Source organism: Mycolicibacterium smegmatis (assembly GCF_001457595.1).
In the GTDB taxonomy this organism is placed as follows: domain Bacteria; phylum Actinomycetota; class Actinomycetes; order Mycobacteriales; family Mycobacteriaceae; genus Mycobacterium; species Mycobacterium smegmatis.
Window position 1 is genome coordinate 1,227,516 of the sequence record NZ_LN831039.1, and the last position, 21,110, is coordinate 1,248,625.

Consider the following 21,110-nt stretch of genomic DNA (forward strand, 5'->3'; position numbering starts at 1 on the left):
AGACGCCGCACCCCCCCGCGTCGGCGGAATCGGCGCACTCCCTGACCCGGCAGCTGTGCCGACCCTTGCGAAAGCACCCTGGGGACTACCCCCTCCCCCCGGTGCCCGACTCGCCCCGGCCGATATAGCGGCTCTGACAGTGGCGAGAATTCGAACCTTTTCCCAATTGCTCGAAAGGCCGTGAACGATGCCCGTGAGGGGAGCGAAACCCAAGGACGGCCTGGTCCGACACCACGATAAGCCCGCCCATGAGTGGGTTGAGATCGAGAACGTCCCGTTTGAGAAGGCCCCGGAGCTTCCGGCCCGTAGCCCCGCCCGTGAGGTTGTTGACGGCGAGGTGGCCGAGGTTCCTCGGCGGTGGCCCGCTGAGGCGGTGCGGAAGTGGCGGGCTTGGTCCCGGATGCCTCACTGCGTCATGTGGTCGGAGGCTGATTGGGAGTTCGCGTTCGACAGTCTTGAGGTGGCTGCGTCGTTCATTGAGACGCGGCGGGCGAGCTTGGCGACTGAGCTTCGCAACCGCGAGAAGGTGCTGGGCACGACCGCTGATTTCCGTCGCGATCTCCGCATCCGCTACGTGGACGTGAAGGCCCCGGCTGCGTTCATGGCGGTGGGGGATGACTTGCACGAGCTGTATGACTGATCCGCTTGATCTTCCTCCCGGATATTCCATCGAACCGAAGACTGGTGCGTGGGTCACGTTGCCGTGGCCGGGAACTGACCATCTGCCGCCGAGTTTGGGTCCGCTGCTGATCCGGTGGGCGGAGAACCGGTTGACGGAGGCCGAGTTTGAGTTGTTTGGCCCTGGGCTGATCGATTACCAGACCGGTGAGGATTGGCGGTTCACCCCTGGGCAGCGTCGTTTCTTGCATCTGTGGTACGCCTACGACGAGGACGGCAGGTTTCTGTACCGGTCGGGCGTGAAGCGGGGGGCCAAAGGGCCGATCACTCACACCACTCCGGTGATGACACCGGACGGCTGGGTCAAGCACGGCGACCTTCGGGTCGGCTCGCGGGTCTACGCGGTCGACGGCTCGATCACCACGGTGACCGACTTGCGCCCCGAGGTCCTGGAGGACACCTACCGGATCACGTTCCGCGACGGGGCGACGGTGGAGTGCACCGGATCGCACCGCTGGCCGGTCGATGAGTTCACCGGTGGCCGCAGGCGGGTCCGCCGCATCGTCACGGTTGACGAGATGCTGGCCGCTGGCCTGGCCTTCGAGCGTCCGCTGACGACCGGCAGGACCAAGGCGGCCAGGGGCGGTGTGGCTCGGTTTCGTGCGCTGCCGTCCCCGGCGGTCGAGGGCGGGCACGTCGATTTGGGGATCGACCCCTATGTCCTCGGGTACTGGCTCGGCGACGGCGACTCCGACTGCGCTCGGGTGACCGGCAGCACCGAGGACCTTGGTGCGTTCATCAACGAGCTGGATCGACTGGGCATCGCGCACGGCCAGCCCTCGGCGACTCACGGCGACACCCATCGCATGGGGATCGGCAGTGGCGCCCAGGCGGCCCTCAGAAGCCTCGGAGTCCTGGGCTACAAGCACATCCCCGCCGAGGTGCTCAGAGCGTCTCTGACACAACGCTGGTCGGTGCTGCAGGGCCTTGTGGACAGCGACGGGACCGTCTCAGCCAACGGCCAGGTGGAGATCTGCATCCTGGACAACCAGCTCGGCCACGACGTCTTCGAGCTGGCCGTATCGCTCGGCCTGATGCCGACGAAGACCTACCGCGACGTCACGCTGGGCGGAAAGACCTACGGTCCCTATGTCCGCATCCGTTTCACCCCGCAGCCCGGTGAGATCGTCAGCCGCCTTCCGCGAAAGCTGGCACGGTGCAAAACCACTGGTATGGCGATGCCCTTCTCACGGAGCCGCACCATCGTCTCAATCGAGAAGATCGCCTCAGCACCCGCCCGGTGCCTGACGGTGGCTCACGAGGCGCACCAGTACCTGGTGGGCACTCACAACATCCCGACCTGCAACACCGGGAAAGATCCCATGGCCGCTGCACACGGCAACATTGAACTTGCGGGCCCTTCGCAACTTGTATGGGATAATGAAAAGGGATGCTGGACAGCCGTTCCCCATCGGATGCCAACGGTTCAGATCGCATCCAACTCTGAAGCCCAGTCGAAGGACACTCTCCGCATTGCGAATGCGATGTGGTCGAATGACGCCAGGGCGTGGCATGGGTTGGATTGCGGTGAGACCCGCACCATTCTGAAGGGTCGGGGCCGTTTCGAGGTCCTGACGGCTTCTGAGGCGTCTTCTGAGGGTGATCCGGCGACGTTCATCATCCTCAACGAATCCCACCATATGACAGCGACTTCCGGTGGGCACAAGTTGGCTGCGGTTGCCCGCCGCAACGTGGGCAAATCTCCTCGGGAGATTCAGGCCCGCTTGGTGGAGTACACGAACGCTCATGCGATGGGGGCGGATTCGACGGCCCAGCAGAGCTTTGAGGCGTGGCAGCAGCAGGTGTCGGGCGAGTTCCCGAACTTGAAGCAGGACATTTTGTACGACTCGGTTGAGGCCGACCCGAACTTGTCGATCTTCAACAACCAGGACCTGCGGAAGGCCTTGGAGCAGGCGTACTCGGACGCTCCGTGGGCTGATCTGGACCGCCTGATGGACGAGGTTCGTGATCCTCGCGTTACGGCGGCGGAGTCAATCCGGTTCTACTTGAACGGCCTGGCCCTGTTGGAGGACTCCTGGGTGGACCCGAGGGCTTGGGACACTCTGTCGCGGCCGGATGAGGTTGTGGCGGACCGGGAACAGATCACGATGTTCTTGGACTGTTCGAAGTCTGGTGACGCCACAGGCCTTGTGGGTGTCCGTGTTTCGGATGGCTTCACGTTCGTCTTGGGTGTGTGGCAGCCCCCGAAGGGCGGCCGGAACCACGGATGGCTCGCTCCCCGTGAAGAGGTTGATGCGGCGGTCCGTGAGGCGTTCGACCGGTACCGGGTGATGTGGTTTGGGGTGGACCCGTCACCGGCCACCGACGACGAGACTGAGGCCCTGTACTGGGCGGATCTGGTGGACGCCTGGCACCGCGATTTTCACAACAAGGTGAAGTTGTGGGCCACGCCGGGACAGGCCACAGGCCACGCCGTGAAGTTCGACATGCGGCTGTCTCAGCCCCGGGCTTATGAGCGGATGAAGGCGTTCACGGAGATGGCCGAGTTGTGCGCCCAATGGGTGGACGACGAACAGATTTTGATTCACGACGGCAACCCGGCTTTGCGGCTGCACGTCCACAACGCGAGGCGACGCCAGAACAAGTGGGGTGTCTCGCTCGGCAAGGAGTCCCGCGACTCGAAGAAGCACGTTGACCTGGCCGTCTGCCTGGTGGGTGCCCAGTTGGGTAGGCGATTCATTTTGAACAACACGAAAGTCCGCACGGGCGGTGCGGTGAGGAAGAGGAAAGTGTCGGTGCTCAATTGACGCTTGCGCTCAACATTCCCGGACTGTCCCCGGCTGACCGTGACACGTTGCACCAGTTGGTGCAGCAGCTGGAGAACAAGCGGGCCCGGAACGCTCTGCGGTCCCAGTATTACGACGGGAAGGCCCTTTTCAAGGATTTGGGCATCTCGACCCCGCCGAAGTTCCGCAACTTTGAGGCCGTCTTGGGGTGGCCCGCGAAGGCTGTGGATTCGCTGTCTCGCCGCTGCATCCTGGAGGGGTTTGTCATCCCCGGCCAGTCCTCGCAGGACCTAGGCATCGAGGACATGTGGTTCGACAACGCCTTGGACATCGAGGTGCCGCAGGCCCACGATTCGGCGTTCATCCACTCCTGTGCGTTCGTGACCACCATCCGTGGCGACGTCCGTTCCGGTGAGCCCGAGGTCCTGATCATGGTCCGGGACGCCTTCAACGCGACCGGCCTGTGGAACCCGCGTAGGCGTGGCTTCGACGCCGGCCTGTCGATTGTGGAGCGGGACAAAGAGGGGGCCCCGCTGTACATCATCATGTACCTGCCGGAAAAGGTGCTGATCCTGACCCGCGACTACCTGGGTGGACCGTGGCGGATTGCTCAGCGGCCCAATCCTCTTGGTCGCGTGCCGATGGAGCCGATCACGTACCGGCCGCGTCTGGGGTATCCGTTCGGGAAGTCCCGGATCACCCGCCCGGTCATGTACATCACGGACGCGGCGATCCGCACCGTGGTCCGCAGCGAGATCGGTGCCGAGTTCTTCACGGCCCCGCAGCGGTACGGCTTGAACATCCCGGAGGATGCGTTCGCCAATGGTGGCTGGAACGCCCTCATGGGCCGGTTCCTGGCCCTGGAGCCTCCGTCGCCGGATGAAGAGGTTGACCCGAATTTCAAACCCGAGGTGGGTCAGTTCCCGCAGATGACGATGCAGCCGCATTCGGAACAGCTTCGCCAGTGGGCTGCCTTGTTCGCGGCGGAGACTTCGATCCCGGTGTCCTCGCTGGGTGTGGTGCAGGACAACCCGTCTTCGGCGGAGGCTTTGTATGCCTCCAAGGAGGAGATGGTGATCGAGGCGGAGTCGGCGACGCGGGTGTTCGGGATCGGCTGGTGCCGTGCGATGCGGAACGCCTTGATGGTGCGGGACAACACGTCTGAGTTGTCGGACGAGTACCGCAAGTTGCGGGCCAAGTGGCGGAACCCCTCGACTCCGTCGCAGGCTGCCGCTGCGGACGCGGTCACGAAGCAGTTGTCGGTGTTGCCGTGGATGGCCGAGAGCGAAGTGGTGCTGGAGCAGCTGGGCTATGACCGCACGGACATCGACCGGCTGGTTGCGGATCGTCGCCGGTCCACTGTCTCGAACATCCTGAACGTCATCCAGAACCGGGCGAACCAGCAGGCAACCCCTGAACCGACTGCCCAGCAGGAGAGTTCCGAACCAACGGAGTAAGCCGTGGCAGTTTCGTCGGCTGAACGCAGATTCCTTTTGAGCCAGGTGAATTCACTGGCGACGGAGGACTTGGACCGCTTGTGGTCCCAGGCCGTACAGAGGTCCGATGTGGACTTCCAGCGGTTCCTGATGGACGCCTACCCGGACCTTCTGGACCCCTACATCCAGATGTCTGCCGATTTGGCCGCCACATGGTTTGAGTTGTCTGATCCGTCCTCGAATTACGTGGCGAGAACGGCCCCACCGCCTCCGCGGGAGAAGTTTCGGGTGTCGGTGGACTGGGCGCTTGGGGCGTTGGGTTCGGAGGGCCTGAAGCGACTGAGGGCCACCACTCAGAGGGCAGTGTTCGACGGGGCGAGGAACACCACCTTGTTGAATGTGGACCTCACCGACTCGACCTGGGCCCGGGTTGCCCACGCTGGGGCTTGCGAGTTCTGCAAGCTGCTGGCCACCCGCCGCAACGTGTACACGTCCCGCGAGACAGCGGCCCGAGATGTTCACAACGACTGCATCTGCCACCCCATTGAGGTACGGGGGCAGCAGGATTGGCGGGATCTGGTCGACGCCCGCTACGCGGAGCAGATCGACCAGTGGGAGAGGGAGTACCTCAAGGCACGAGCTGAGGCCGGCAACGGCAGCTCGACCCAGATTCTTGCCGCTTGGAGGCGGCTTGATGCCGGTAACGCGACGTAACCGGCGATTTCTAAAACCTTTCGCGATGGAGGAATTTCTGAATGGCTGACGAAGCCACTGTTGATACCCCGAATGCTGAAAATGCTGAAACCAGGAGCGATTCCGAGGTTCTAGGGGAAGGCGGGAAGAAGGCACTGGAGGCGGAGCGTCGACGTGCCAATGCTGCCGAGAAGTCTCTGAAGGAGCTTCAGCAGCGTCTTGACGCCATGGAGGCCGAAAAGCTCTCCAAGGAGGAGCGTGCGGTCAAGGAACGGGACGAGGCCCTGAAAGAGGTCGAAGCCCTTCGCGCACAGGCAATCCGGTATCGGGTTGCGTCCAAGTTCAAGATTTCCGATGAAGATGCCGATCTGTTCCTGACCGGCACCGACGAGGAAACACTCACCCGCCAAGCACAGCGACTGGCTGAACGAGAGACCGCCACTGACGGTCTTTTCGTCCCCGGCGAAGGCCGTCAGCCCAGCGCACCGGCGCTGAACAGCGATGACCTCGAAGTCTCGCTGAAAGCAAAGCTCGGCATCCAGTAAGGGTGCCTTCCAACCCTTTTAAGGAGTAGAAGTGGCTCAGGCCGATCCTACTGTTAGGGGCGATTTCTCCGGGTTCCTCCGTCCTGAAATCGCTGACCGTTATTTCGATGAGGCCCGCAAGCGCTCGACCGTGATGCAGCTGGCCCGTCGCGTCCCCCTGGGCATCAATGGCCAGGAGATCCCGGTTTCGACCGCCAAGGCACAGGCTGCCTGGGTCTCTGAGGGCAACACCAAGCCCACCACGGAGTCTGCCCAGACCCTGAAGACCATCGCGCCGAAGAAGCTCGCCGCGATCTCGGTGGTTTCCGCTGAGGTGGTCCGCGCCAACCCGGGCAACTACATGGAGGTCCTCCGCGAGGACATCGCCGAGGCGTTCGCCGTGGCGTTCGACAACGCGGCCCTGCATGGCACCAGCACCCCGTTCGGTGCGTACATCGATCAGACCGACAAGACGGTTGAGCTGGGCACCGCGACCCAGAACTCAGGTGGCGTGTACGCCGACCTGGTGTCGGGCATGTCCCTGCTGGTGAACGACGGCAAGAAGCTGCGTGGCTTCGCCCTGGACGCGGTTGCTGAACCCGTCCTGCTGGGTGCGACCGACAACACCGGTCGTCCGCTGTTCGTGGAGACCCCGCTGGCGGACACCACGTCGGCCATCGTTCCGGGCCGCCTCCTGGGCCGCCCCGCCTACCTCGGTGACAGCGTTGCCTCCGGTGACACCGTCGCCTACGGCGGCGACTGGAGCCAGGTTGTGTGGGGTGCCGTTGGTGGCATCTCCTTCAAGGTCTCGACCGAGGCTGCCGTGACGATCAACGGCGCTCTGGTTTCTCTCTTCGAGAAGAACCTGGTCGCGATCCTCGCTGAAGCGGAATACGGCTTGCTCATCAACGATGTGGACGCCTTCTGCCGCTACACGGTCGACAACGGCTCCTAAGAGATCGAGGAGGTGACCCGTGGCTGTCTCAATCACGTACGACGACCTGTCCGTCTTCGCGCCCTCACTCGATGAGGAGAAGGCAGAGGCAATGATTGCCGATGCGCTGGCGATGGCAGCCCGGGTCGCCCCCTGCATCCTGGAGGACGACCTCACTGATGCCGAGGAAGCGGCGGTGAAAGCCATTCTGCGGGGAGCGATTCTCCGCTGGAACGACCAGGGAACCAGCCAGGCTCCGCAGCTTGTCGCTGGGCCGTTCCAATACATTCCCCGGTCCGCTCCCCGTCGTTCCCTCCTGTTGCCGTCCGAGATCCGTGAACTGTCCAAGATCTGTGGGCAAACATCCACCAGGTCGGCGTTCACGGTGGACATGATCCCCGAAGATGAGGATGAATGACCTTCCCTACGCCTTACACGGTTCGGAGGGCGGCGTTCAACGGGACGGGACAAGACGACCTCGGCAATGATGTCGAGACCTGGGGAACACCCACAAGTGTCCCAGTTATCTGCTGGTACGCCAGCATGATCGAGAACACCGCCGGATACACATCCCGCGTCGTGTCAGACATCGATCTCCTTGCGGGGCCCGATGTTTCGATGACCGTCCGGGACCGCATCTATCTCCCTGGCGATGCCACACCTTACGAGATCGTGGAGATCCAACCGTACAACAACGGGTTCCACCAGTGGCAGCCGGGGAGCGTGGTCAAGCTGAAGAAGGTGACCGGCTGATGGCCCGCAAGGCAAGCCTGAAGTTCAACAAGAAGGCCTGGGACGCCCTTGTGAAAGAGGTCGTTGAGACCGAAGGTGTTGAACGGATGCAGCGGGTGGCGGACGCCTGCAACAACCACATTGAGACCGATGGCTACAAGGTGTCGGTCGAGGGTGATGATCCACTGGACAAGCGGGACTACCGCGCCACGGTCATCACCTCGGATGTTGAGGCGATTCTCGACAATCAACGGAACAACACTCTTGTGTCCGAGTTCCACCAGGCGGGTGGTTGATCATGACCGCCCCCGGCGTATTTCCGTACGCCCCCAAAGTTGTTCGGACCTACCTGGTTGATCGGCTCGGTGCCGATGTCCGGGTGGCCACGAAAGTTCCCGCGAACCGTCCCGCAAAGCTGGTGACCATCACCATGGTGCCGGCCGGGGATTCCGGGAACCTGGCTCTGTCGCCGCGACGGCTGATAATCCATTGCTATTCCGCCAGTGAAGATGAGGCTGGCGAGCTGGCCGAGATGGTGTTCTCGCACCTTCGGGCAGCGAGGTATGTGACGGGTAGTGGGCTACGCGATGTGTCCATCTTAGGAACCCCGGCGCTGTTTCCTGATCCCGATGACTCCACTCCCCGGTTCCAGATGACCGTGGATGTGTTGCTTCGGGCTGCTGTCTAGAACAGCTCTCTCTCAACCCATTTCCCTCATATGGGCTGGCTGCTATCTGCCCTCATTGGAGTATTTAAATGGCTTCTGACAACAAGAATGTCTATGCCGCAGAGCCGTTGGCGACCGGTTCGTGCCTCGTGGCCCCTCTGGGCACCGAAGGCCCGACTTCGGCCACCGAGGAGCTCGATCCCGCCTTCGTGGACCTCGGTCACGTCGGCGAGGACGGTTTCACGGAAACCGCTGAACGGTCTGTGGACAAGAAGAAGAACTTCGGCGGCAAGACCGTCAAGATCCTTCAGACCGACTACACCCACACCTTCAGCTTCACGCTGTTGGAGTCCCTGAACGCTGATGTGCTGAAGGCGATTTACGGTGAGGACAACGTCACCGTGACCGCGGCCAACGCTATGCACGGCGTCCAGATCGAGGTGAAGAAGAACTCCCGCAAGCTGCCGCATATGTCGTGGGTCATCGACACCACGGACTCGGAGCTGAATGCGTTCTACCGCAACTACATTCCAGACGGCCAGATCATCTCGGTTGGCGATGTGACCATCGTTCACACCGACACGATCATGTACGAGGTTGAGCTGGAAGCGTTTGAGGACGCCTCGGGTAACCACGTGTACACCTACACCGACAACGGCCAGGTGGACGACGGCTCGTAAGCCGTAAAACTCGCGGGGGAGGTTAATCGCAACCCCTGTGCAGCCAGCCGCGATCCTCCCCCGCGCCCCTGGCTGCACATCCCATCCGAAAGGCTGGCTGCGTTCATGGATAAATTCGAGTACACCGTTGAGGTCCCCTCGGAGGACGGCGATTCCGTCTCAGAGGTGACGTTCCAGTTCAAGCCCATCAAGATGTTGCCGGTCGGCATTCTTCGCAAGCACCGCCGCGACGTTGAGGGCCAAATGTGGGCCACATTCGAGTGGGGCCTCTCACCTGAACAGCTGGAGCTGTTCGACCGTCTCCCCGCCAGCAAGTTCCGGGAGATCCTGAACGCCTGGCAGGCCTCGGGTGACGACAAGGATGAAACTTCCGAAGAGGAGTAGGCCCTGTTCCGGGTGAAGACCCGCTGCGGGCCAGTGGAGTTCGAGCCCCTGGCGCTGGTGCCGGTGAAGACCATTCAGACCGCACTGGCGAAACCGGAGGACGAACGGTTCTGGTTCTTATTGGAGACGCTGGCCCGCCCACTGGACGTTATTGACTCCCTCTACGTTTCGGAGGTCCGGGACCTTGTGGCCCGGTGGGAGTCGGACTCCGGTATCCAGATGGGGGAGTTGTTCCGCATCAACTTGATGATCAGGCGTCACAGCGAGGCCTTGGAGGCGGACCTGATCGACAAGGGTCTCCGCCTTCGTAACTGCCCCACTGAGGATTTCAACTGGCACGACTTGAAGGTGATCATCCGGTATCTGCCGGTGACCTCGAACTTGTACTCCGAAATGTTCCCCGACAGGGCTGGGTGGACGAAGGAAGCCATGCTCACAGCTAGCGTGGCCGACTCGCTGCACTGGCTCCAGTGGGCGAAGACAAAAGACGGAGCGAAGGGCCGCAACCGTCCGAAACCTATTCCGCGGCCTGGCGTTACCCCGCCGCGGCGTGAGGGCTCGAACCCGAAGGCTGTACCGCTGTCCGTCATCAAAAAGACATTCGCCGACCGGTCGAAGAGAAATAAAGACCGGGGCAAGGCATTGCAGAGCATTTTCGCCGGGAAGGGATAACCATGGCTCAGGAACTCGCCGCCGGTTATATCTCGCTGTCGGTGAAGTACGGCGACTCGATGAAGCAGCTCAACAAGGAGCTGCTGGGCCTGGATGACACCGCGAAGAAGGCCGGTAAGGATGCCGGTAAAGGCTTCTCGAAGTCGATGGCGCAGTCGGCCAAGCTGGACGCCTCTGATGCGAAGGGTGTCCTGAATCCTCTTGAGGACGAGGCGAAGTCAGCTGGCACGAAGGCCGGCAAGGGCTTCGGGTCGAAGCTGGTGGACAGCGCCAAGGGCATGTTCAAGTCGAAGTCTGGGGAGCTGACTGAGGGCTTCTCTGGCGGCATGGGCGGCAGCGGCAAGGAGGCCGCTGAGAACTTTGTCCAGGGCTTCGGCGGCCCTATTGCTTCCCTCGGGACGAAAGCTGGGCCTATCGGCTTGGCGCTGGCAGCCGTGGGTGGTGTCGCGTTCGCTGCCGGTAGTGTCATCGCTCGCCAGGTCCTGGCCGGTATGGAGCAGGAGCAGCTGGAGGCCAACCTCGCGGCGAAGCTGGGTTTGTCCCCGCAGCAGGCCGAGAAGATGGGCAAGGCGGCGGGCGAGGCGTACGTCAACAACTTCGGTGAGTCTCGTGAGGCGAACCTGGAGACGATTGAGGTCGCGTACCAGGCAGGCCTAATCACTGATACCTCGTCTCAGGACGACATCCAGAAGACCATCGAACAGCTCAACACTGTTTCCGAAATCACTGGCGAGAGCCAGCTGGCTATCGCCCGGTCGGCGAAGCAGTTGGAGCAGACCGGCCTGGTGGACAACCAGACCGAAGCGTTCGACTTGATGGTTCGAGCCCAGCAAAAGGGCTTGAACGTCAACGAGGACTACCTGGACACCCTCAACGAGTACAGCACCCAGTTCCGCAAGCTGGGCCTGGACGGTCCCGAGGCGTTCGGCCTGATCAACCAGGCGATGGAGGGCGGTGCCCGCAACTCGGACCTCGCGGCCGATGCGATCAAGGAATTCTCCATCCGCGCCGTCGATGGGTCGAAGTCAACCCAGGAAGGGTTTGAGGCTCTCGGCTTGAACGTCGAGGAGACGTCCCAAAAGTTCGCCCGTGGCGGTGAAGAGGCGTCCCAGGCGTTCGGCGACGTGTTGAACCGCCTGCGGGCCATTGAGGACCCGGTGAAGCGGAACCAGGTCGCGGTGGCCCTGTTCGGTACCCAGGCGGAGGATCTGGGCGACGCCCTCTATGCGATGAACCTGGGCACTGTCGCCAACGAGATGGACGGCCTGGCTGGTGCGACACAGCGAGCTGCCGACACGATGGGTGGGACTGGCGTCGCCTCGTTTGAGTCGGCGAAGCGGACCGTCGAGGTCGCCGTCAGCGACATGCAGAGGCAGCTGGCCGAGGTCCTGGGGCCGGCCCTTGAAGATCTCGCCAATTGGTTTGTCGAACACCAGGATGACGTGGTCGCGTTCTTCACGAAGATCGGCCAGGCCGCATTGTGGGCAGTGGAGTCCGTGGTTCGGTTCGTCGGCGACGTGATCGACGCGACCGCTGATCTGGTTGGCGCGTTCGGCGACATCCAGGGCTGGGTGTTGAAGTTCGAAGCGTGGCAGGCGGACCTCCGTGGCGACCATGAAACTGCGAACGAGTTGCGGGCGCAGTCGGAAGCCGCTTTCGGTTTGGGCGAGGGCCTGCATGACACCGCCGACAAGTGGCACAACTACGCCGATGGTCTTGCCGATGCGCGGGATGAGATGGGCGAGAACCTGGAGCAGACCAGGAAGACCTCCGAGGCCCTTCGCGTCCTCAAAGAGGACCTCACCACCCTGCCTGATGGCAAGACGATTGTTCTGAAGGACAACTCGGAAGAGACGAAGAAGCGGATGGAGGACCTGGGCTTCACGGTCCAGCGTCTCCCGGACGGCCATCTGACGATCCGCATCGATTACCGCGACCAGAACGGCAACGTCATCAACCCCAACCAGTTGGGGGTGTCTCAGAGGCAGCAATCGGCCGCTGCGGGCCACGAAGGACCCCGCCAGGGCTTTGCTCGCGGTGGAATCATCCGGGGCCCCGGATCAGGCACGTCAGATTCGATTCTGGCGTGGCTTTCCAACGGGGAGGGTGTGGTTACCGCTGAGGCGATGCGAAATGGCGGAGCGGCCCTTGTGGAGGCCCTTAACGCCGGTTGGGTTCCCTCGGCGGAGATGCTGCACGACCTTTTACCGGGTTTCGCCCAAGGTGGCATCGCTGGGGCCATTTCCTTCGCTCAACAGTTCGCAGGCCGCCGGTACATCTACGGCGGCACCGGACCGGACGGGTTCGACTGCTCGGGTTTCATGTCCGCCATCTACGGCGTGCTGACTGGACAGGACCCGTTCCACCGGTACTTCACCACCGAATCCAACTTTGAGGCCCTGGGCTTCCAACCCGGGTTCCAACCGGGTGCCTTCAACATCGGCATCAGTCGCGGCGGCGGCGGCAAGAACTCGCACATGGCCGGCACTCTGCCGAACGGTGTGAATGTCGAGTCGGGTGGCAACAGCCCGTTCGCCAAGTACGGTGGCGACGCCCGGGGTGCGATGGACTTCCCGCTGAAGTTCTTCCTCCCCGTGACCGGCAACCCTCTCGGTGGGGCCTTCGGTAGCTCCTGGGGCGGTGGCGGTGGTGCTGGTTCCTGGGGTGGCGGTGGTGCCAGCGCCAAGCAGATCCAAGGTGCCCAGGACAAGGTGACGGACCTGGAAGGCCGGCTCGCCGTCGCGGAGCAGAAGCTCAAGGAGACCGAGGCCAACCCGGACGCCAAAGAGTCCGACCTGATGTCCAAGCGGAACGATGTTGAGAAGCACCGCCGCGAGCTGGGCCAGGCCAAGCAAGAGCTTGACGGCCTGATGGCCCAGGGTTCGGGCACGGGGTCATCTCTGTCCGATTCCAGCAACCCGTACGTGCGGATCATCGAGGCGATCAAGGAGATCCTGCCCGACTTTGGCCAGTTGGCCGACATCGGCGTGGAGGGCTTGAAGGAAACACTCCTTCCGCCCGGGTTCTCCGATCCCACTGGGTGGGGCATCTTCCAGGCCGGTTCCGGCATCCTCGGGTTCCTCGCCAGCATCATCCCGGACCCCATCGCCAGGGGCATCCTCTCCATCGGGTCAAACGCCTTGGGTGGCAGCGGTTCCGGCACGGTCAACGCGATCCAAAGCTTGATCCCGGCCCCGTTCGGGGACCTGCAAGTAGGCTCCCCGGATCTCATGCCGGAAGACTTCGCCGCCACTCAGCACACCGGCTCGGGAGGTATTCCGAACCCGGCGAACCTCGCTTCGGCGTTCACCCCGGACCCGGCCGCGAACGGTGGCGGGCAGACGGTCAACAACGACAACTCGATCCACATCGGTGAGGGCGGTCAAGTTGGCGTCGATCCCGTTGCGATGCAGGACAAGTCGCAGCGGCAGCAGCGTGCTCAGCAAGCGCCCCATCTAGGAACTAGAAGGTACATCTAGGAATGTCGTCCCCGACTCCACAGACGGGGCCTCCGACGACCAACTTCTTCGCTCTGGACAAACGGCTCCAGGGGCTTGAGACGAAGGTTGTTTACATCGGGATTCCCGGACCGGACGGCAAACGTCCGTACTGGGACCTGTGGGGGCCTAACGCAGGTATCCAGGGAGCCTCACTCGCTCCGCAGGTCTTCGGGCTTATGCATGTCCCGTTCACCCAGCTCATTTCCGAGGGGCCGTACCAGGTGGGCGGCACCCACGAGCGGGTGGACTGGCGGAAACGGGAGATCAACTTCACCGTCCAGGTGGGCGTTGGCCAGCCCGACACCGTCTTCCGGTACCGGATGGTGGAGCAGCGGTGGTGGCAGTCCTGGTCGGCCACCGAGGACGGGTACATCGGGGTCTACACCCGCACGCACGGGTGGAGGTTTCTGAGGGTTCGCCTCGCGGAGGAGCCGAAGACCGCGTTCATGCTGGACCCGGCTGCCATGGGGAACAACTTCATGGAGTGGGAGATGGCCGCGGTTGCGGTTCAACCCTACTGGGCCAAGCGAATTGAAACTTCGCAGTGGAAGAACGACGGCGAGGGTGACGGCGGCATCCCGCACACCCCGTGGGACGAACTCGAAGAACTCATCGAAGACATCCTGGAGGGTTTGATCCCGGGCATCTCCAACTTGATCCCGGGGATGCACATCGGTGAGGGCAGCATTGTCATCCCGAACCGAGGCAGCGAGACAACTTGGCCGAAGTTCCTCGTTTCGAGTCCCGGCCGCGCCTGGATCGAGGACGGCCCCGGTGGGCGGATGGTGGAGCTGCCGCTCCTCACCCCGCAGGACGGCTACGTGCTGGTGGACACTGATCCCACGGCCCGAAGCCTCACGGCGGCAACTGATCCTGTTGATCCGTTGTTCTTCAGGATCGCCCGCAACAGTCAGCTGTTGGACTTCCTGCTGCACGACATCACTCATTCGACCCTTCCGGTGTGGCGTCGGTTCAATGGTCGCTTCACCACTCCGTGGCCCGCGAAATCGGTGTGCCGCATCAAGGTTCGCCACTCGAACGCGGGCGGATCGATCACGGCGTTCATGCCGCAGCGGTTCAACATGGCGTTCGCCTAAATCCCTTTGGTTGCAGATTGATCGACTTCCCTGATTTCTCTATCGACTTCAACAGGGCGTTGGCGGCAATCCCGGAGCACATCGTTGGTCAGCACGGGGTTCCCGACCTGACCGACCCGATGTCTACCTATCGGTACCTGGAGAAGCGTCGCGAGACCATCATCAATTCGGTTCGCCAGCGTCCCCTTCTCCGGTTGTGGGACAAGAACTGGAATTACATCGGCCAGATCGCCCAGGAGCAGTCGGTGATGGTTGAGGAGGTGATGGCCGACTCCGGTGCGGGCACGTGTGTGATCCGCCGCGACAACTGGCTGTCGGACTTCATTCTGTACGACCGCCGCGTGGAGGAGGACATTCACTTCACGCTGGACCCGATTGCCACCAAGCCGGATTGGCGGACCCGCTGGGGCGGGAAGGTCATCGGGGTCAATGCCAAACGTGACGCCCAGGGCCTCCACACCGTCGAACTGGAGATGGTGAGCAACCGGGAGCATCTGAAACACCTCCTGGCTGGCGCGAATCCACTGTTTCCGCCCGAGGTGCAGTTCCCGAAGATGTGGGTCCTGCCGTGGAACTGCCGCACCGCTTTGAGCATCACGATGTTCATCAACTTGGCTCGACAGTTCTTCCCATTCCTGTCGATCCCGACGAACATCTTCAACCCGGGTGGCTGGCTCGGTGTGGGGGCGGCGGGCGTGAACCCGTTGTCGTGGCCGATTCAGGTGCAGTTCCTGAACCCGGTGTTTGACCAGTCGCGGTTCACGATCTTCACGTCCCGCTGGTCGGACATGCACAGCACCTCGGCTCCGCTGCTGGAGGACGCGGGCTGCATGATCCGGGCCTACACGTGGCTGACGGAGGACGAGGAGTCCCCCCACCCGGAGCTGAAGCTGGGCCTGAAGAACATTCCGATTGCCGGTCCGATCCTGAAGGAGATCGGTGAGAAAACCGGGCTGCCCACGGATCTCGATGAACTAGCTCGACCGACCCGCAACTGCATTGTGATGGCGGTGGAGGACAAGTCGGGCACCACCGGCCCGACCGGCACCTTCCTGGACGGCCCAATCAAGCTGATCGCCTCCACCGCGGACGACATGATCACCGAGACCATCTCCAGCGTCGTGGACCTCGACAAGGACAAGGACGGCGAGACGGACCCGTTCTTCCGCAAGCTTGCCCTGGTGGCACCGGAACCTCCGTGGGTGGTGTTCCACGACGGCGAGTATTCGGGAATCGTTGAGGCACAACGCTCTATGCATGGCGCGACCGCGAAGACGATCATGGTGGGCTCTAAGAGTCCCGCCTGGGTGAACCAGCTCCAAACCTTTGCGATCAAGTATGGGCTGTCCCAGATCCAGGCGGTCATCACCGCAGGCATCATTGAGCAGGTCGGTGAAGCGCCTGTCGGTTCGGGCCTCGAAGAGGTTTATCAGGGCCAGTTGGACGACACTCTGCTTGCCTGGCAACGGTTTACAGATCCGATCCGGGCGATCCGCATGGGTGACTTCGGTTTCCTGGAGCACTTCGAGAAGGGTTCCGGTTCAGCCTACACCGTCTCTGGTGTGCTGGATCTGCGGAGTGGCCACTGGAAGACCAGGGCCTACACCAGTTTCAAGACCACGATCCGCAACGGTGCCCCCTACCTGGTGGGCTATGACTTCCAGTTGGGGGATCGGCTGGCGTTCCAGATGGCGAACGTCCTGCACGTCGATCAATGCACCGCCATCCGCTACTCGTGGGACAAGTCCAACCCGATCACGGTGCAGCTGTCCATCGGTCGGGATGTGGAAGAGGAAGACCCGGTCGCACGGGCAACCCGAACAATCGCAGCCGCATGGAACACTATCGGCTTCCTGCTTGGGTCCCAAGACCTGTTCTGAGAAGGAAATCCATTGAAACTCAAGCTTGAAGGCCACCTCGCCACCGAGGAAGAGCTGGACGAACTGGTCCTCGGCGAGGACGACGCCGGCCGCACCTGGTGGGTGGACTTCACATGGTTCATCTGGTCCGGGAAGGGCTGGGTCAAGGCCATCGCCACCACGGAGGGCCCGAATGCCTGACGCCTTCCACCAGGCCTACCTGGCTCGCGTCTACAAGCAGATGCTGGACGACCTGCACTACCCGGTGTCAAAGAACGGCGACATCATGGACGCCTCCGCCGTGAAGGCGTGGGTGTGCTGGCATCTCGTGCGGTGCGGGTGGCGTAAGCCGAACAATACGGACGGCTTCGCCCTGGTCGAGGACTATGACGATCCGCTGATCAAACCGCGGAAGGTGTACGGCCCCGGCATCGTGGAGGACGCGGTCACCTGGGTGCCGGCCACCGACCCGGATGACCCGTTGCAGAACTTGGAGTCGATGACAGTCGCCGAAATCGAGGCACTGCCAGACGATTTGAAGGTCGAGGCGAAGCGTCGTCTCGGACTTATCCCGCCGCAGCCGCAGCCCTCCGAGGAGGGGTGGTCTGTGAAGCCTTTCATCACCATCACTGAAGCCGACGACGTCGATGACGACACTCGTTGGGTCTGAGAGGAATAAGCATGACTAGCCCTGGTGATTCTGTCTACTTGGGTTCGATCCTCACGAATGTTCACCTCTGGGGGATTATCAGCGACCTGGACACTCCGTCCATGATGTCGGGGTCCTTCGAGATCCTCGGCAACGACGGTGCGGTGACCCTGGACGCCCTGGTGGGGCCGCAGGGTGTCCCCGGTCAGAACGCCCCCATCGTGAAGATGCAGTGGTCTTCGATTGAGGACCCGGAGGACCTTCCCGACAACCTGACCGACGACGATGTTGATGTCGGCAAGGCCTGGTGGATCGGCAACCAGGTGTACGTGTGGGACGGCGAACAGTACCGCATCCGCGCCATGGGTACGCAGGGCCCGCCCGGGCCGGTGCCGAACATCACGCCCTCGGTGCAGCTGCTGGACCCGGACGACGACGACCTGGAGTCGGAGATCGTGGTCAGCGGTACGGCCGCCAATCCGGGCTGGCTACTGAAGCTGAAGGCCCCGCGTGGCCCGCAGGGTGAGAACGCCACGATCCGTGACGCCACCGACTACGACGACAGTGAGCCGCCTGAGATCGGCGAAGCCATTGTGTGGAACGGGCAGAACTTCCAGGCCCAGCCCATCGGCAACATCATGCCGAAGTTCTACTCGGTGCCGCAGGCCAACTTCACGAACTTCACCGGCATCACGACCCGCCAGCAGATCGCCTCGGTGGTGATCCCGCCGCAGGAGTTCGACTGGGTGCCGTACGTGACTGGACACATCCGTGCGGTCGGCGTGGAGGCCGACTCTGATCCGCTGATCCTCGGTTGCGAGGTGAGGTTGGGGCATCCGTCTTCGGGTGTGCTGATTGCTCGCGGTTTCGGCAACAGCTCCACGTGGACGACCATCGTGCCGCACTTCTCTTCGCCGGGTTCCCCGAACGATGCGATCACCCCGGACAACAACGTCGCGGTGGTGCCGGCCGGTGCAACAGGTTCTGAGACCACGATCTATGTGAACCTGTTCAACGACGGCATCGCGGGTGTCTACGCCTTCAACAAGAACAACGCCCAGTTGTCGGTTCTCTGCATTCCGGTGAGTGGGTTCGCCCTCGGGGGCTCGTAATGCCAAGGGCTGTAGATCGCTTCCAGCCGGAAGCTGACTACGACCCCACACGGCCTGGGACTGAGTTCCACATCTCGTTGGTGATGGCCCAGCAGGCGGAGATCTTCCGCCGCATGTGGGAGCAACTCGCTGAGGGCATCCGCAACACCATCATCGGGTTCATTAAGGAAGTCACCGGGATTGACCTGGAGACTTGGGAACTGTTCCTGATCGGTCTGGCGAATCAGCTGGGCCTGGATGACATTCAGGCGTGGGTTGCGGGAATTGTCGCAGCGTTCCAGGGGATCGACCTCACTCCGGGCGCGATCCTTGAGCTGATCATCTCCCTCGTTGGTGACGCCATCGAGGAGCTGGTGGGGAAGCTGATCAATGGTGGTCAGCTGATTAACGCTTCGAACCTGTTCGGCAATCTGCTGCCCAGCTTGTTCTCGAACGTGCCGATCAGTGCCTTGACGGATGACCGACCGAACCTGCTGCTGAACCCCGACTTTGAGGGCATGGTGGCGATTACCGGTCAGGGCATCTGGGAGTGGGACGCCGACGTGGGTCGGCTTGGTTCCGGCTCCGCCAGGGTGGAGGCCGATGGAACCCTGAAAGCTCTGCGGGCCAACGGTGTGTCAGTCGTTCCCGGGCAGAAAATGGACCTGGATGTGTTCATCCTGTCTTCGGGTCTGGCCGATCCTGGTGAACTGCTTCGCCTGGAGGTTGTGGAGTTTTTCGACGGCGAGGAACTGGGCACGGCTCTGGTGCAGTCGCTGGAGACCCCCACGGACTTGCCGGATGAGTGGACCGGGTACGCGGAGGGCGCGAAGGCTGGCCGCCTCCAGGGTGTGTACACGGTGCCTTCTGGTGTGGATGAGATCCGCGTCCGCCTCGTGGTCACTTCGAACGCGACCAGCGGCACCATCTGGTGGGACGACGCCTCCCAGAAGCAGTCCGGTGGTATCCAGATGTCCTGGATCGATGGGTTGTTCGACCTGTTCGATGAGATCTCGGGGCAGTTCACCGAGATCCTGGACGACATCATCCCTGGCCTGGGCTCGACCATTCAGGACGCCCTGGACTTCGTTGAGCGGATCGTCGCGACGATCACCGGGGCGTTGGGCGGGCTGATCCCAGACAACCCGATTGAGGACCTGTGGAACGTTCTGACGGCGATCCCGTACGCGAACGTCCTCGGTATTGGTGGCCTGGAGAATATCGGGGAGGCTTTGCAGCAGACCTGGGAGGGCCTCCTTCAGGGCCTGGGGTCCGTTGTCGAGCCCGGGGTCGGCGGTATCGCGGATCTGATTGATGCGGCTGCGAACCTATTCCAGAACGCCTTCAACGGCCTGTTCCTCGGGTTGGGCACCTACAACACGATCAGTAATCCGAACACGAAGCCGATCCACAACGGCGTGGACGACGCGATGGAGACAGTGTTCCCCATCACTCAGTTCTCGGGTGCCGATCCGACGAACGTGGACGCCGAGGAGGACACCTCCCGCATCGGGTTCATCCGCTGCGGCCAGGACACCACGAAACGGTCCGTCACCTGGTATGGCCGGGGCAACACAAACGTGGACGCGATCCATTGCGTGCTGTGGCGAATGAACACCGCCACAGGTGACCTGGCTCTGATTGAGGAGTCCGCAAACCTGGTTGGTGACGTAGGATCAGATTGGGGATGGATCGCATTCAACTTCGATACCCCGGTCCAGGTGCAGGCCGGCGAGGTGTACGGCTGCGAGGTCCGGGTTGAGGGCACAGGCGTTCACGAGATCGCCTCGCAGACAATCCCAATGGCACCGTTCCCGGGTATCCGCCCCCAGGGATTGGGGGCGACGCGGAACTCTGGCGACGGGACAACCCCGTCCACCGTCTCTGATGACGATGTCACCTACACCCAGGATGTTCCTTGGTTTGGGTTCTCCGCCAACGTAGTTCAGACAGCACCCACTGGTGGTGCGGTGCAGATCCTAAAGTTCGACGTTCCTGGACAGTTCGTGTGGAACTTCCCGGCGTGGATGAAAGAGTTCGATGTCATCGCCCTGGGTGGTGGTGGCGGCGGTGCCGGTAGTGCCGGTACTGGCCTGCGTGGCGACGGCGGCACGGCGGGCCACTGGGAGATGCAGACCTTCGTTCGCAGCGAACTTAGCCCGTCGATCACCCGCCTGACGATCAATGTGGGTCAGGGCGGCCAGGGTGGGGCTGGTACACCGCTCCCGTTGCCTCTGGGCGCGAATGGTGGCGCTGGTCAGGCCAGCGGTGCCTTTGCGAACAGCATCAGCGTCGTTGGGGACGGTGGCGCTGGCGGCTCTGGTGCCAGTGGTGGCGACTCGTATCGCGGTGAAGCTGCTGGCAGTGAGGAATACAACGGCAACACCTTCGACGGTGGCGAGATTCAAGATTCGGCCGGCGGTGGCGGCTACGGCCCGGGTGGTGCTGGCGCTGGTGGTGCGGCACAGGCCTTTTGGGGCCGTCCCGGCGGTAATGGTGCCGCTGGCGCGGTGTGGATCGTGGTTCGACCGGAAGAGACGGATTAATGGCTGTTACCGGTTGGTGGGCTGAGATCCACAAGACTGCGACCATGGAGGTGTCCCCTCTGGTCGTGGTGGGTGCTGCCGCCTCCCGTGTCCCGGCTGCTGCTGAAATGTCGGTCGCCCCAACGCTTGAGGTGTTGGGTGCAGAGTTGCACACAGCTTCGGTGGAGATGGCGGTGTCCCCAGTGATGACTGGGACACTGCCTCCCCCGAAGTACGTGGAG

Annotated in this window: 20 protein-coding genes; all 20 read left to right on the forward strand. The window is 62.6% G+C overall.

Annotation, left to right across the window (positions count from 1 at the left end; translation table 11 throughout):
- Nucleotides 1-187: 187 nt before the first annotated feature.
- The 20 genes from AT701_RS05735 (at nt 188) to AT701_RS05825 (ending at nt 20,889) form a co-directional block, all read left to right on the forward strand.
- Nucleotides 188-640 (forward strand): phage terminase small subunit, encoded by a 453-nt coding sequence (locus AT701_RS05735; protein ID WP_058125376.1) that lies wholly within the window; start codon nt 188-190, stop codon nt 638-640.
- The gene (locus AT701_RS05740; protein ID WP_157892511.1) at nt 633-3,446 is read left to right on the forward strand and encodes a hypothetical protein; all 2,814 of its coding nucleotides are present in this window, start codon (nt 633-635) and stop codon (nt 3,444-3,446) included. The genes AT701_RS05735 and AT701_RS05740 overlap by 8 nt, the downstream gene beginning before the upstream one ends.
- On the forward strand, nt 3,443-4,882 hold the full coding sequence (locus AT701_RS05745) for a phage portal protein (protein WP_058125378.1): 1,440 nt from the start codon (nt 3,443-3,445) through the stop codon (nt 4,880-4,882). Before AT701_RS05740 ends, AT701_RS05745 begins: the two co-directional genes overlap by 4 nt.
- A gap of 3 nt (nt 4,883-4,885) precedes the next feature.
- Nucleotides 4,886-5,575 (forward strand): VG15 protein, encoded by a 690-nt coding sequence (locus AT701_RS05750; protein ID WP_157892512.1) that lies wholly within the window; start codon nt 4,886-4,888, stop codon nt 5,573-5,575.
- A gap of 41 nt (nt 5,576-5,616) precedes the next feature.
- Nucleotides 5,617-6,099 carry a hypothetical protein gene (locus tag AT701_RS05755; RefSeq protein ID WP_157892513.1) on the forward strand — a complete coding sequence of 161 codons (483 nt, stop codon included), beginning with the start codon at nt 5,617-5,619 and terminating at the stop codon, nt 6,097-6,099.
- Nucleotides 6,100-6,130: 31 nt separating this feature from the next.
- Nucleotides 6,131-7,033: a phage major capsid protein gene (locus AT701_RS05760; RefSeq protein ID WP_058125381.1), complete on the forward strand. Its 903-nt coding sequence runs from the start codon at nt 6,131-6,133 to the stop codon at nt 7,031-7,033.
- A 19-nt stretch (nt 7,034-7,052) separates the two neighbouring features.
- A complete protein-coding gene (locus AT701_RS05765) occupies nt 7,053-7,430 on the forward strand; it encodes a hypothetical protein (protein WP_058125382.1) in 378 nt (125 codons plus the stop codon).
- A 125-nt stretch (nt 7,431-7,555) separates the two neighbouring features.
- Nucleotides 7,556-7,765, forward strand: coding sequence for a hypothetical protein (locus AT701_RS05770; protein WP_058125383.1), 210 nt, complete (start codon nt 7,556-7,558; stop codon nt 7,763-7,765).
- Nucleotides 7,765-8,040 (forward strand): hypothetical protein, encoded by a 276-nt coding sequence (locus AT701_RS05775; RefSeq protein WP_058125384.1) that lies wholly within the window; start codon nt 7,765-7,767, stop codon nt 8,038-8,040. The genes AT701_RS05770 and AT701_RS05775 overlap by 1 nt, the downstream gene beginning before the upstream one ends.
- A 2-nt stretch (nt 8,041-8,042) precedes the next feature.
- A complete protein-coding gene (locus AT701_RS05780) occupies nt 8,043-8,432 on the forward strand; it encodes a hypothetical protein (RefSeq protein ID WP_058125385.1) in 390 nt (129 codons plus the stop codon).
- A gap of 68 nt (nt 8,433-8,500) precedes the next feature.
- Nucleotides 8,501-9,091, forward strand: a complete 591-nt coding sequence (locus AT701_RS05785; protein ID WP_058125386.1) for a phage tail tube protein — start codon at nt 8,501-8,503, stop codon at nt 9,089-9,091.
- A 105-nt stretch (nt 9,092-9,196) separates the two neighbouring features.
- Entirely contained in the window at nt 9,197-9,475 is a 279-nt protein-coding gene (locus tag AT701_RS05790) for a hypothetical protein (RefSeq protein WP_058125387.1), read from the forward strand.
- Between the two features lie 33 nt (nt 9,476-9,508).
- Nucleotides 9,509-10,147 carry a DUF5361 domain-containing protein gene (locus AT701_RS35590; protein WP_223495364.1) on the forward strand — a complete coding sequence of 213 codons (639 nt, stop codon included), beginning with the start codon at nt 9,509-9,511 and terminating at the stop codon, nt 10,145-10,147.
- Nucleotides 10,148-10,149: 2 nt separating this feature from the next.
- Nucleotides 10,150-13,626 carry a phage tail tape measure protein gene (locus AT701_RS05800; RefSeq protein ID WP_058125389.1) on the forward strand — a complete coding sequence of 1,159 codons (3,477 nt, stop codon included), beginning with the start codon at nt 10,150-10,152 and terminating at the stop codon, nt 13,624-13,626.
- 197 nt (nt 13,627-13,823) lie between these two features.
- Entirely contained in the window at nt 13,824-14,744 is a 921-nt protein-coding gene (locus tag AT701_RS05805) for a hypothetical protein (RefSeq protein ID WP_223495367.1), read from the forward strand.
- A 119-nt stretch (nt 14,745-14,863) separates the two neighbouring features.
- The gene (locus AT701_RS05810) at nt 14,864-16,624 is read left to right on the forward strand and encodes a Gp37-like protein (RefSeq protein ID WP_157892619.1); all 1,761 of its coding nucleotides are present in this window, start codon (nt 14,864-14,866) and stop codon (nt 16,622-16,624) included.
- A 12-nt stretch (nt 16,625-16,636) separates the two neighbouring features.
- Complete coding sequence (locus AT701_RS34620) at nt 16,637-16,804, forward strand: hypothetical protein (protein WP_157892514.1); 168 nt, start codon at nt 16,637-16,639, stop codon at nt 16,802-16,804.
- Nucleotides 16,797-17,273, forward strand: coding sequence for a phage gene 29 protein family protein (locus AT701_RS05815; protein WP_058125391.1), 477 nt, complete (start codon nt 16,797-16,799; stop codon nt 17,271-17,273). Before AT701_RS34620 ends, AT701_RS05815 begins: the two co-directional genes overlap by 8 nt.
- Before the next feature lie 101 nt (nt 17,274-17,374).
- Nucleotides 17,375-18,364, forward strand: a complete 990-nt coding sequence (locus AT701_RS05820) for a phage tail protein (RefSeq protein ID WP_223495371.1) — start codon at nt 17,375-17,377, stop codon at nt 18,362-18,364.
- 83 nt (nt 18,365-18,447) lie between these two features.
- Nucleotides 18,448-20,889 carry a glycine-rich domain-containing protein gene (locus tag AT701_RS05825; protein ID WP_459564469.1) on the forward strand — a complete coding sequence of 814 codons (2,442 nt, stop codon included), beginning with the start codon at nt 18,448-18,450 and terminating at the stop codon, nt 20,887-20,889.
- The last annotated feature ends 221 nt before the right edge of the window (nt 20,890-21,110 follow it).

Coding starts and splice junctions, on each gene's coding strand:
- AT701_RS05735 (WP_058125376.1), top strand. CDS start 188: ATGCCCGTGAGGGGAGCGAAACCCAAGGACGGCCTGGTCCGACACCAC.
- AT701_RS05740 (WP_157892511.1), top strand. CDS start 633: ATGACTGATCCGCTTGATCTTCCTCCCGGATATTCCATCGAACCGAAG.
- AT701_RS05755 (WP_157892513.1), top strand. CDS start 5,617: ATGGCTGACGAAGCCACTGTTGATACCCCGAATGCTGAAAATGCTGAA.
- AT701_RS05770 (WP_058125383.1), top strand. CDS start 7,556: ATGATCGAGAACACCGCCGGATACACATCCCGCGTCGTGTCAGACATC.
- AT701_RS05775 (WP_058125384.1), top strand. CDS start 7,765: ATGGCCCGCAAGGCAAGCCTGAAGTTCAACAAGAAGGCCTGGGACGCC.
- AT701_RS05780 (WP_058125385.1), top strand. CDS start 8,043: ATGACCGCCCCCGGCGTATTTCCGTACGCCCCCAAAGTTGTTCGGACC.
- AT701_RS05785 (WP_058125386.1), top strand. CDS start 8,501: ATGGCTTCTGACAACAAGAATGTCTATGCCGCAGAGCCGTTGGCGACC.
- AT701_RS05790 (WP_058125387.1), top strand. CDS start 9,197: ATGGATAAATTCGAGTACACCGTTGAGGTCCCCTCGGAGGACGGCGAT.
- AT701_RS05800 (WP_058125389.1), top strand. CDS start 10,150: ATGGCTCAGGAACTCGCCGCCGGTTATATCTCGCTGTCGGTGAAGTAC.
- AT701_RS05805 (WP_223495367.1), top strand. CDS start 13,824: ATGCATGTCCCGTTCACCCAGCTCATTTCCGAGGGGCCGTACCAGGTG.
- AT701_RS05810 (WP_157892619.1), top strand. CDS start 14,864: ATGTCTACCTATCGGTACCTGGAGAAGCGTCGCGAGACCATCATCAAT.
- AT701_RS05815 (WP_058125391.1), top strand. CDS start 16,797: ATGCCTGACGCCTTCCACCAGGCCTACCTGGCTCGCGTCTACAAGCAG.
- AT701_RS05820 (WP_223495371.1), top strand. CDS start 17,375: ATGATGTCGGGGTCCTTCGAGATCCTCGGCAACGACGGTGCGGTGACC.
- AT701_RS05825 (WP_459564469.1), top strand. CDS start 18,448: ATGGCCCAGCAGGCGGAGATCTTCCGCCGCATGTGGGAGCAACTCGCT.